The 12,175-nt window shown below is 28.2% G+C and carries 16 protein-coding genes; all 16 read right to left on the bottom strand.

The genetic code is table 11. The features are described 5' to 3' along the window. Nucleotides 1-74: 74 nt before the first annotated feature. Nucleotides 75-1,703 (bottom strand): ABC-F family ATP-binding cassette domain-containing protein, encoded by a 1,629-nt coding sequence (locus QOZ84_RS11040; RefSeq protein WP_284133019.1) that lies wholly within the window; start codon nt 1,701-1,703, stop codon nt 75-77. Between the two features lie 119 nt (nt 1,704-1,822). Beyond that, complete coding sequence (locus QOZ84_RS11035; RefSeq protein WP_331496566.1) at nt 1,823-2,659, bottom strand: molybdopterin-binding protein; 837 nt, start codon at nt 2,657-2,659, stop codon at nt 1,823-1,825. 15 nt (nt 2,660-2,674) lie between these two features. Beyond that, a complete protein-coding gene (locus QOZ84_RS16595) occupies nt 2,675-2,842 on the bottom strand; it encodes a hypothetical protein (protein WP_331496565.1) in 168 nt (55 codons plus the stop codon). Continuing rightward, a complete protein-coding gene (gene mocA / locus QOZ84_RS11030; RefSeq protein ID WP_284133018.1) occupies nt 2,829-3,407 on the bottom strand; it encodes a molybdenum cofactor cytidylyltransferase in 579 nt (192 codons plus the stop codon). The genes QOZ84_RS16595 and mocA overlap by 14 nt, the downstream gene beginning before the upstream one ends. Nucleotides 3,408-3,409: 2 nt before the next feature. After that, a complete protein-coding gene (gene yqeC / locus QOZ84_RS11025; protein ID WP_284133017.1) occupies nt 3,410-4,141 on the bottom strand; it encodes a selenium cofactor biosynthesis protein YqeC in 732 nt (243 codons plus the stop codon). 69 nt (nt 4,142-4,210) lie between these two features. Beyond that, entirely contained in the window at nt 4,211-4,957 is a 747-nt protein-coding gene (locus tag QOZ84_RS11020; RefSeq protein WP_284133016.1) for a cell division protein, read from the bottom strand. A 29-nt stretch (nt 4,958-4,986) separates the two neighbouring features. After that, complete coding sequence (locus QOZ84_RS11015) at nt 4,987-5,490, bottom strand: QueT transporter family protein (RefSeq protein WP_284133015.1); 504 nt, start codon at nt 5,488-5,490, stop codon at nt 4,987-4,989. 250 nt (nt 5,491-5,740) lie between these two features. After that, the gene (locus tag QOZ84_RS11010; protein ID WP_284133014.1) at nt 5,741-6,325 is read right to left on the bottom strand and encodes a CDP-alcohol phosphatidyltransferase family protein; all 585 of its coding nucleotides are present in this window, start codon (nt 6,323-6,325) and stop codon (nt 5,741-5,743) included. A gap of 16 nt (nt 6,326-6,341) precedes the next feature. Beyond that, the gene (locus tag QOZ84_RS11005) at nt 6,342-6,995 is read right to left on the bottom strand and encodes a TVP38/TMEM64 family protein (RefSeq protein ID WP_284133013.1); all 654 of its coding nucleotides are present in this window, start codon (nt 6,993-6,995) and stop codon (nt 6,342-6,344) included. Continuing rightward, nucleotides 6,988-7,809: a heterodisulfide reductase-related iron-sulfur binding cluster gene (locus QOZ84_RS11000; RefSeq protein WP_284133012.1), complete on the bottom strand. Its 822-nt coding sequence runs from the start codon at nt 7,807-7,809 to the stop codon at nt 6,988-6,990. Before QOZ84_RS11000 ends, QOZ84_RS11005 begins: the two co-directional genes overlap by 8 nt. 55 nt (nt 7,810-7,864) lie before the next feature. Next, nucleotides 7,865-8,581 carry a TVP38/TMEM64 family protein gene (locus QOZ84_RS10995; protein ID WP_331496564.1) on the bottom strand — a complete coding sequence of 239 codons (717 nt, stop codon included), beginning with the start codon at nt 8,579-8,581 and terminating at the stop codon, nt 7,865-7,867. 8 nt (nt 8,582-8,589) lie between these two features. Continuing rightward, the gene (locus tag QOZ84_RS10990) at nt 8,590-9,573 is read right to left on the bottom strand and encodes a sulfurtransferase (RefSeq protein WP_284133011.1); all 984 of its coding nucleotides are present in this window, start codon (nt 9,571-9,573) and stop codon (nt 8,590-8,592) included. A 196-nt stretch (nt 9,574-9,769) separates the two neighbouring features. Then, nucleotides 9,770-10,243: a cupin domain-containing protein gene (locus tag QOZ84_RS10985; protein ID WP_026901061.1), complete on the bottom strand. Its 474-nt coding sequence runs from the start codon at nt 10,241-10,243 to the stop codon at nt 9,770-9,772. Nucleotide 10,244: 1 nt separating this feature from the next. Beyond that, nucleotides 10,245-11,336 carry an ethanolamine utilization protein EutH gene (gene eutH / locus QOZ84_RS10980; RefSeq protein WP_284133010.1) on the bottom strand — a complete coding sequence of 364 codons (1,092 nt, stop codon included), beginning with the start codon at nt 11,334-11,336 and terminating at the stop codon, nt 10,245-10,247. Between the two features lie 14 nt (nt 11,337-11,350). Beyond that, nucleotides 11,351-11,899, bottom strand: a complete 549-nt coding sequence (locus QOZ84_RS10975; RefSeq protein ID WP_284133009.1) for a BMC domain-containing protein — start codon at nt 11,897-11,899, stop codon at nt 11,351-11,353. Next, complete coding sequence (locus QOZ84_RS10970) at nt 11,892-12,164, bottom strand: EutN/CcmL family microcompartment protein (protein WP_284133008.1); 273 nt, start codon at nt 12,162-12,164, stop codon at nt 11,892-11,894. The genes QOZ84_RS10975 and QOZ84_RS10970 overlap by 8 nt, the downstream gene beginning before the upstream one ends. Between the last annotated feature and the right edge of the window lie 11 nt (nt 12,165-12,175).

Genomic DNA, 12,175 nt, shown 5'->3' with positions numbered 1-12,175 from the left:
TTATAAAAATACCTCCTTGTTCAAGAAAAGATTTATTTCTAATCTTTCCTTTTACTTAGAGGATATTTTAATTACTATTTCTTTTTATCTCCATACATTTCTTTTAATTGCTTTTGTATATCTTTATTTTCTAAGTATTCATCTAAAGTAGTTTTTCTATCCATAAGTCCCGCTGGAGTTATTTCAATTATTCTATTTGCAATAGTTTGAATGATTTGGTGGTCATGAGAATTAAATAACATTACTCCACTAAAACTTTCAAGTCCCTTATTTACAGATGTTATACTTTCTAAGTCTAAGTGATTTGTTGGGTCATCTAATATTAATACGTTAGAGTTTGCAAGCATTAATTTAGATAACATACATCTAACTTTTTCCCCTCCAGATAAAACTTGAGCTTCTTTTAAAGCTTCTTCTCCAGAGAATAACATTCTACCTAAGAATCCTCTTATAAAGCTTTCACTTTTTTCTTCAGAGTATTGTCTTAACCAATCAACTAATGAGTATTCAATACCATCAAAGTATTTGTTATGATTTTTAGGAAGATAAGCCTGAGAAGTAGTTACTCCCCATTTGAAAGTTCCACTGTCTTGTGTGTCTTCTCCCATTAATATGTTAAATAATGCAGTTATAGCTATCTCATCACCCATAAATGCTACTTTATCTTCTTTATCTAATCTGAAAGACACATTGTCAAGAACCTTAACTCCGTCTATAACCTTAGTTAATCCTTCAACTTCTAAAACTTCATTACCAATTTCTCTTTCAGGAGTAAATCCAACAAATGGATATCTTCTTCTTGATGGTTGTATATCTTCTAATTCTAATTTTTCTAATTGTTTCTTTCTTGATGTTGCTTGTTTAGCTTTAGATGCATTTGAACTGAATCTTGCTATGAAGTCTTTAAGTTGAGCTGCTTTTTCTTCAGTTTTTTTGTTTTGATCTTTAGCTAATTGTAATGCTAATTGACTTGACTCATACCAGAAATCGTAGTTACCTACGTACATTTGGATTTTACCAAAATCAACATCAACTATGTTTGTACATATTTGATTTAAGAAATGTCTATCATGTGATACTATTATAACGATAGAATCTTCTAAATCCATTATGAAATTATTTAACCAGTTTATTGATTGGAAATCTAAATGGTTAGTAGGCTCATCCATTACTAATATTTCAGGCTTACCAAATAAAGTTTTAGCAAGTAAAACTTTAACCTTTTCCCCACCAGTTAATTCTTTCATTTGCTTAAAGTGTAAGTCTTTAGTTATACCAAGACCCATTAATACTCTCTCTGCGTTAGTTTCTGCATCCCATCCGTCAAGTTCAGCAAATTCACCTTCAAGTTCAGCAGCTTTTATACCATCTTCTTCTGAAAAATCTTCTTTCATATATAATGCATCTTTTTCTTTCATTATAGCAGAAAGTCTTTCATGACCCATTATAACTACATTTAATACTGTTTCTTCCTCATATTTAAAGTGGTCCTGTCTAAGTACTGACATTCTTTCTTTATCAGTTATAGAAACATTCCCTGTATTTGGTTCTATATCTCCAGCTAATATTCTTAGGAAAGTTGATTTTCCTGCTCCATTAGCACCTATTATTCCGTAACAATTACCTTTAGTGAATTTTAAGTTAACATCTTTAAATAACTCTTTTTCACCAAATCTAAGACCAATATTTGTAACTTGTAACATTCGTGTATTTTCCTTTCTTACTTCTAATTTAATTTTTCTATTATACAACATTATTTATAATATAACAAATATTTATTTTAGTCAACTAAGTATGCAGTTATTTACATACCTTTTATCCCCTATATCTTTCCAAAGTTACATGCAGGGTATGTACATACATCACAATTCATGCAAAGCCCTCCATGTCCATATTTCGCTATATCTAATTTTGTTAATTTTTCATCTATTAATATTCTAGGTAAAATAATGTCAAATACAGTAATTTCATTATACATTGCACATCCTGGTATACCCATTATAGGTACTTCACCATAATAGGCAAGTAAAAACATAGCACCAGGTAAAATAGGTGATCCATATGTTACTAGAGCTGCCCCAGTTTCTTTTATAGCACTTGGTGTGACGTCATCTGGGTCTACACTCATTCCACCTGTGCAACATATAAGTTGTGCACCTTGATTTACAAAATCATTTATAGCCTTTTTTATACTTTCTTTATTATCTTCACAAATAGCTTGTCCTATAACTTCGCATCCAAACTTTTCTAATTTGTCTTTTATTACCGGTCCAAATTTGTCTGCTATTCTTTTGTAATAAATTTCATTTCCAGTTGTGACTATTCCAACTTTTTTAGCTTTAAACTCCAAAACGTTTATAATCTTTTTATTTCCAATAACTTCCTTAGCTTCTTTTAATTTACTTTCATCTATTAATAAAGGTATTACCCTTGTCCCTGCAACTTTAAGTCCTTTTTTAACTACAAAGTTGTTGTGTAGTGTAGATAACATTATATCGTCAATTAAATTTAATTTTAGTAAATCATCTACATCTATTTTTAAAATGCCATCTACTTTAGATATAAAATCTATTTTACCTTCTTTTATTTCACTAAACTCTAAGTTATCTCCACCCGTTAAATCTTTTAAAAACAAGGCGGCATCATTTTCATGAATCATTCCTTGTTCTTGCTCTCAAACGTATAAATTATCTTTACCTAAAGATAAAAGCAATTTTATGTCTTCTTTTTTTACTATGTGTCCTTTTTCAAAAATTCTTCCTTTAAATTCCCCACGTATTATTTGTGTAATATCATGGCATAATACATGCCCTATACTATCTACAGTTTTAATTTTTTTCATTTTGCACCCCTAATTTTTTATAATCTTCTTTTGTATCAATATCAATTAACATATCTTTTGAAACACTCACATACTTAATTTTATCAGCTTCACTTATAATCATTTTACCTTTTTCATCATTTTTCAACTTCAACAATTTTTCTCTTTTCCCCCATGGAAATATCACTGGATTTCCATTTATATAATTATGCCTTGGTATAATTATATATTGTTTATCCTTGTTGAATGTATTAATCATTTCTTTTATGTACTTCAGCTCTAGAAATGGCTGGTCTCCTACGAAAAAAATATAACCATCGCTATTTTCACTATGTAATACACCTAATTTAATAGACTCACTTTGACCTAAGTTTGCATTTTCGTTATATACATATTGAAAATTATAGATTTTTGATAATTTCATTATCTCATCATATTTGCTTACAACTATTACTTGTTCAAAATTCAACTCTTTTATAAGTTCAAATGTATATTCTATAATCAACTTATTTTTATACTTTAATAAAAGTTTATTCGTACCCATCCTCGTAGATAATCCTGATGCCATTATTATAGCTGTAATCATTTTTATCTTCCATTCTTTTTAATTATTTTAAAATAATCATCTTTTATACTTCCATAAACGATATTTAAATTGTGTTTATGCTCATTTATTTTATGTGTTAAAATTTTAGCTATTTCTTCATTTTCTTTATTTTCAACTTTGTTTATAAATAATATTCTTTCTCCATATGAATTTTTAAACAATCCATTTTCGTTTAAAACTACATCTACTAAATTTTTTATATTTATCTTAATATTGTTTATATCGGTTATTTTTTTTAACTCTTCTAAGCGATGTATATTATTATCATTTATAGACATACCATAAGATGTTATATCTAACACCCCTATAGTTTTTGTGCTATTATAATAAACTACTGGCTCTTTATCATTCCATCCTTTAAGATTTTTTCTTCTCGAACCATCAGATTCTATGAGAATTAAATCAAAATTAGGTATTAGTTCTCTTAAATCTTCAAAATTTACCCCTACTATTTTTTCTTTTCTTATATATTTGCCCACTACTGTTACTCCCACAGTCTTTGGTATCGTTATCCCAACTTTTCCACCTACTATATACATATCATCATATACATCTTTATTTGGTATATAAATTTTAGTAGTTGTAGTCATTAGTACTTTTTTATTATATCTATATCTATTTGCTATATAATTTATAAGAGACGTTTTTCCTCCTGCTCCAACTACGCTTATAACTTCGTGTTTGCTTAGCTTAAGTATATCAACAAAATCCATTGTTTTTTATTCTCCTCAATATAAAAGCCCCTAGAAATATTATATCATCATTCTAGGGACTTACATATACTAGTTATAAACTAATCCTATTTTTATTTTTCCTTCATTCTTTTCTCTTATATATAATGAGAATATACCTTCATAAGTATCTTCTCTATTATCTTGTATCTTTAGTAATAATTCATTTAAACTTACAAGCATCTCTGATTCATTTTCACAGTAATTTGAATCCATTTCCACAAGTATAACTTCTTTTTTACCACTAAGTTCTTTAGTCGTTTTTACAGTAGTTTCTAATAATTCTTTTATTATGTCATCATTCTTTATAGTTTTATCAAATTCACAGTATGAATATTTTATACCTTGTTCTGTGCATAAAGTTTCTTTAAGATCACTTAAATCTATATTTATCATACAAGAATCAGATATAGAATCAAGTAGCATATTTATTATATTCAACAAAGTATCTAAATTTTCATCATTTATTTTAAATTCTCTGTTTAAACTTATTTCATCATTGTTTTCTTTTACTGCTAAATCAAGTCCTATATTTAAAACTCTTCTCTCCTTTGCCATATATCCAATAGCATTTACTATTTGAATTGCTTTTTTATCTTCACTGTTATAAGTTAAAAATAATATATCTACTCCATCTAATAAATTTCTCACATAATCTTTATCTACTTCTTGATTTATATTTATTTTCTCTAAATCCATGTTATGCTCTATTTTTTCAGTTATAGAATCTAATAGTTTTATACCATCATCACCTACACCTATTATTTTAGCACTTTGTGCTTTTTCTAATTCGTTCATATTATCTCCTTACTAATTAGCTAAATATATTAAGATATATCCTTTAGCAATTTTGCATATTTATTGTTGAAAAATTTAAATAAAGGAACACCTATTATAGTTATTACCACAAATTGACCAAATCCTACCTGTAATACAGAAAGAATTAATGGTAGTCCCATAAATAAGTGCAATACAACCCCACCTATTATTATAGCATTTACTATGGTTGGCCACAATGACGCGATTAATATATACCCACGTTTACCCTTCATAGTCTTGCCAGTTAAATATACTAAGTATACACTTATAAACGTAGCTAACGTACCAAATATTATATCAGGTAATCCAAATCCTCCTACTATATTAGACAAGAAGCATCCTATAGTTAAAGCTATTATATATTCCTTTCCTATTAAAGGAAGTAGAGTCATAACCTCAGCTATCCTAAATTGTATAGGACCATAGCTTATAGCCCCTAATGCTATAGTAAGTGCTGCATACATCGCTGAAACTAATCCTAGTTTTACTATTTTCTTTGTGTTACTTTTCATATTTTTTTCTCCTAATATTAATTATTTTTGAGCCTATATGACTAGGAAAAATTGTATTTATACAAAAAAATAAAACCGTAGCCTATATCTACGGTTTTTTGAACAACAATTACAACATTGTATAAATGTTTTTCACCGTAGTTTTATTTTTAGACAGGAGGCTTACGAACTGTCTCATTAAGTTTACTAAAATATTATATATCAAAATACGATTAAACTCAAACTTTTTACAATATAGTATTAGTTGTATTTACTTTAAAATTTTTTTAGCTTCATATATTCTTTGAAATGCTGTTATAAGTATTATAATTGAAAATATATTTATTATAATATTAACATAATTTTGGCTTAACATAATAAGTGAAAACATTATAAAACCTTCGCTTCTTTCAGCCATTCCAGCTTGATAATAAAATGACTTTACACCATTTTTCTCACTAACTGCACCCACAGTTAAAAATATTACCATAGATAACAAAATCGATGCTAATAACACTATTAAGCTTAATCTAGTATCTGCAAATTTAAGTCCTATAACAAGTATTATACCTATCTCAACAACTCTATCAAATGTTATATCAAGTACAGTTCCAAAACTTGAAGAAGTGCTTGTTTTTCTTGCTATAGCTCCATCTACTGCATCTAAATATCCTGATGTCCATAATATAACTACTGCAAGTACATTTTTATCAAAATACAAAAATATAGATGATATTATTCCAAGTATTAAAGCTAATGTTGTTACATCATTAGCACTAAGTTTTAATTTTATAAAAAAGTTTGCTCCACTTTCTATAAATGGGCTAACATATTTTCTTGCATGTGTATCTAACATATTTGTTCCTTTCTTTTTAGTCAATTTCTTTTAATTTTTTATTTAAGAATTTATTTTTAAGTATTATAGATATTATAAAAAGCAATATAAGACTTGCTATTGATGCATAAAATCCTGTTGTACTTATATTTACTGATTTTGCTCCTATGTTTGTAAACACTGCTATACCTGGTATAGTTCCAAGTAAAGTAGCTCCTATGAAATGTTTATATTTAACGCTTGTAAGACCTGCACCATAACTTATCACATCAAATGGGAAAAGTGGTATTAACCTTAATAAAAATATTATATAAAAGCCATTGTTGTCTATTAGTCTTTCTATTTTAGATAGCTTGTCATTAGAAATTTTTTTAACTAAATTGTGTCCTAAATATCTAGCTATAAAAAATGCAATACTACCACCTATTAAAGCTCCTATAGTTGTGTATATATACCCTTTGTAAAACCCAAATACAAGCCCTGATGCTATAGCTAGTATTGAATCGGGGAAGAATGTTAAGGGTACTATAGAAAACATTGTTATATATATTATAGGTGCTAAAATTCCAAACGAACTTATATATTTTTGTAAATCGTATATATCTAAATTTTTACTAATAAATTTACTTCCTATTAGTATTACTATACCTACAAAAAGTATCAATATCAATTTTTTTAACTTATTATTCATATTTTCTCCTATTATTTAGTTTATATCTATTTTTCCACGACTGCATAGCAGATTGATTTTTTTGACTAAAGTAATTTTTATTTATGACTTCTTTATTAAAAATTAAATCTAATATATGAATAGATTGTTTATTTCCTTGTATCATTGATTTTGTACACGTTTCACAGTAACATATTACATGTTTTTCATTAGTTTGTGAACACCTTCTATTTATTTGACCGATTTTTTTTGTATCATCTACAAATATTGCACCACAACAATTCGAATTTTTTCTATTTTTTTCAAATTCTACATAGTCAATACCAAGACTATCTAATATATACCTTGAACTTTCATATATCGAATTTTCACCTCTTATAGCACATGAATCTTGTATAGCAAATTTTATATCTAAATCTTTATAGTGATTTAATAAAAATTCATCTAATCCTTTTTCTTTTATTACATCTAATAAAAATGTAACTTTGACATTTTTACTATTCGCTTTGACTGTTTTATAACAATTAGGGCATGCTGTTATAATTTCTTTTATATTGTTACTTGTTAAAGTTTCATTTAATTTTTTATAATATTTATTAAAAGAATTATCATCATTTATCATAAGGCTTGGTCTATAACAACAAGAGAAAGTTATACCTATATTTTTTATGTGTTTTCGTAAATAGTCATATATGTTTAAAATCAATTCTTCATTATACCCACTTAAACTACACCCTGGCATAAAAATTATTTCACTACTTTCTTTTATAAAACTTTTATTGAATATTTTTTTACTACTATTTATTTGATGAAACTTAAAAGACGATTTACCCATTTAATTTCCTCCAACTAACAAATATGGATTGACATAAGCCAATCCACATTTATAATTACTTTAATTTAACATCTATAGAATTATTATTTTTTTCATTGTACATCTTTTTTAACATAAAGGCTAATACGCTTAAAGCAAATAGTATCATAATTCCCATCATAACAAACTTAGCAGATCCAGTTAGCATATCTCCTACATATGAATATATAATTGTAGCTGGAAGTTGTCCTAATCCTGTTGCTACAAAAAACGATATAAAACTCATAGAGGTAAATCCAGCCGCATAACTTACTAAGTCAAATGACATAAATGGTAGTAACCTAGCTATTAATATAGTATGTTTTCCGTATTTTTCAAAGAATACATTTACACTATCTAGTGCGTATTTACTAGTAAGTTTTTCTACTGTTTCTCTTCCTAAAAATCTAGCAATATAAAAACATAATGCCGCACCTGCCATAGCACTAACCCACGATAAGATAGCTCCGTATACCCATCCAAATAAAGCTGCATTTGCAAATGTAATCAAAAATGCAGGAAGTGGTGCTACTACTGATTGAAGTAACATTAATAAAAATGATATTATTGGAGCCCAAGCTCCAAAAGAAAGTATGTATTCTTTTATTGCATCTAAGTTAAGCATACTTAAATAAAATACCATTTGATTTATATTTTGTTTGACTTGTGGCACAAATAAGTATGTACTTAAAATAACTAGTACCACACCTATCTTTATTAGTATTTTTTTTGTTTTATCTTTTATTTTAATCACTCCTAAAATTACTTAACTATTTCATTATTCTTGTCTGCTGCCCATTCGTAGTATGATGCGTCATAATTTCTAACGTTTTCATATCCTGCATTTTTAAGAGCTAGTCCCATATGAGCAGATCTTATTCCTGCTGTACAGTATGTAACTATTTTATCAGTTTTTTCTATTTTGTTTTCTTTCATTACCTTTTCTATTTCTTCATTTGATTTTATAGTTCCATCTTCATTATAAAGCTTATTAAATGTTATATTTATAGCGTTAGGTAGATGTCCTCCTCTTGCTTCACCAAAGTTAGTAGCACCTTTATATTCGTCTTCTTCTCTAGTATCTATTAATTTCACATCTTTAATTTCTTTTTTAAGTTCATCTGTAGTTATATTATTATGGTTAGTTATTTTTTCAACTTTAAAGTCACTTACTTCATTTTTAGAAATATCTTTGCTTACTTCTTTATTTTCTGATTTCCATAAATCAAATCCGCCGTTTAACATTCTTGCATCTACTCCTGCTCTTTGTAGACACCAAACTATTCTTCCGTCTTCTCCCCAAGCACCTTTAGTTGCATAAACTAATACTTGGCTATCTTTAGTTATTCCGATTTCTGATAGTGCTTTAGATAAAGCATCTTTTTCTAATAACGTACCCCAATTTTTGTCTCCAGCTTTACCTTCCATTTGTGCTAGGCTTTGCCATGCTACATTTATAGATCCTGGTATGTGACCTTTTTTATAATCTTCTTCACTTCTCGCATCTATTATTACTAAATTTTTATTTTTTTCAATATTTTTTTCTAACCAACTTATACTTGTAAAATAATCATTACTTTCGTATGTATAATCATCTTTAGTGCTTAATTTTACCGATTGTTCATTTTTTTTAGGCTCTGATGTAGTTGCTGATTCCTTTTTGTCTTTTGCACATCCTACAAATGTACTTCCTATCATTAACATAGCTACTATTATAGATATTTTTTTATTATTTTTTATATGCATTATGTCCTCCATAATATTTCATTTTATCATTTCTTACATATTGTATCATAATTTGCTAAAAATTATTATGTCTACTTCAATATCCAACTATAGTTATTTTGTATAATTCTAACTTCATATATAGATTTTTTCTATTACATATATTTATAAATAAAGACTATAGCTAAAAAATGCTATAGTCCTTATCTTATTATATTTAATTTTGAGATGACCAATCAGCTGGGTATGTTACATATATAAATCTAGAATAGTCCTTAACTGAGAATTGTATCTTACTTCCTTTTGGTATAAGTATTAATTCACCCGCAGATGCAGATACTTTTCTTCCATCGATTATTATATCTAATGTTCCTTCTATTACATAATCTATTTCATCGTAGTCTAGTGTCCAATCAAAAGTTGTTTCTTTCATTTCCATTATTCCGCAACCTAATCTTTTACTTTCATCTAGTGAGAATAAGTCCTTAGTATAAACTACATCATCAGGATTTCCTGTATCTAATCTATTTGATTCATCAACTTTTACAGTAGGTAGTTTTACAGATGTTACTCCACTTATATCTTTATTTCTTACGAAATCCACACTATCTTTAACTCCATTTATTTTTTCTTCTAGTATTTGTCTTACTAATACTTCTAGAAGTTCTTTATCTATATTTTTTATATCCATTTTAAGCATTCTCCTTTTTTAATGTCTTATTTGCAATAACCATAGCTAATGCTACTGCACTTATTCCTCCAACTAATTTTGCAACTATCATTGGAGTCATCATCTCTGGATTAAATCCTGCTGTAAATCCTAAATGATCTCCAAATACAAATGCTGCTGATACAGAAAATGCTACATTTATTATTTTACCTCTATCATCCATATCTTTCATCATACCAAACATAGGTATACAGTTAGCTAAGCTTGCAACTAATCCTGCTGCTGATATATCATTCATTCCAAGTAATTTTCCTAAAGCCATTAAAGGTTTGTTAAACACTTTAGTTATAACAAATACTAGTGGGAATGCTCCAGCTAATACTATTGCTATATCTCCAACTATTGCTATTCCTTCATCTATTGGTTTCATACCTGGTATTACAACTACGCCTGTTAATGCTTCAATTATTGCAGCTGCAAGTCCTAGAGTTATAACTATAACTACACCTTTTCCAAAGTATGTAAATCCTTTTATCATTGTATTTTCAAATTTCATTAAACCTAGTGCTATTACAACTGCAAATATTATTATAGGTACTAAGTTTTTAATAATCATCATAACTGGGAACCCTGCTACTAATCCTCCTACAAATGCTCCTACTGGGATAGTTATTATACCTGCAAGTATTCCTGTTGCTAAGAATTTTTGATCTTCTTTTTCTATTATTCCAAGGGCTACTGGTATTATAAATACTACAGTAGGTCCCATCATAGCTCCTACTATTAGTCCACCAAATAGACCAGCTTGAGGGTCTTTTGCAAGTTCCATTGCAAGTGGTGCTCCACCCATATCATTAGCAAGTAAGCTTCCTGCAAACATAGCAGGGTCTGCTCCTAACATATCAAATACTGGTACTACTACTGGTCTTAATACATCTGCTAAAACCGGTGCTAAGCATATAACTCCAACCATAGCAACTGCCAATGATCCCATAGCCATTATACCTTCTTCGAACTGTTCACCTAATCCAAATTTATTTCCTAGGCATTTATCTATAGCTCCAACTGCCATAAATACTGCCATTACACAAATTATAATTTCATTTATAGTCATAGTTACCTCCACTATTATATTAATTTTTTAATTATTTGCTTATCTACTGACGGTATTATTGATATATTTACTATTTCTTTAGGATTTAGTATACTTTCACCTTCATTTATACCTACTTCTACGCTACTTAACTCTCCAGCTACTATGTATACTAGTTTACCTCCTATTGCAAAAGATAATTGTAGCTTTATGAGAACTACATCACTAGATTTTAAAGCTTTATCTAGTGATTTTATCCCAGCACATACTTTAGTGCTTTCCATTACTCCAATGGATGTTATGTTATCTATTGGTTTATACTTATGTTTAAATCCATTTACTATATCTTCGTGTACAGAATTTATTATAAAGTTATCAACTATATATTCAATACCGCTGTCTACCCCATAGTTTATACACTCTTTTACTTGAGATGTATCTCCAGCTACTATTATTAAAAATTTCCCTGGACATATGCTTTTTAAATATAAAATCTCAACAAAAGACTTTTTTACCATATCATTAGATATTTCTATTCCTTTTGCTATACTTTTAAACTCTATAGCTCCTATACTCTTACTCATCGCAAACCTCAAGTGAATCAACTATTCCAACAATTGTTGCATCTACTGGAGTATTTTTATTTTCTAATGACTCTCTTGCTGCAGATCCTTTGCTTATAAGGACTAAGTCACCATTACCTGCACCTGCATTATCTGCTGCAACTAAAAAACCATCTTTGTAGGTATCTTTAGTTGCTAGAAGCTTTACAATTAAAAATGTTTGTCCATTTAGTTTTTCATCTTTTCTTGTTGCCCATACATTTCCTACTACTTTTCCTATTTCCATAAAATTATCTC

The organism is Romboutsia sedimentorum (assembly GCF_030131845.1).
Lineage (GTDB): Bacteria > Bacillota > Clostridia > Peptostreptococcales > Peptostreptococcaceae > Romboutsia_D > Romboutsia_D sedimentorum.
This window is presented reverse-complemented; position numbering and strand designations above follow the sequence as displayed.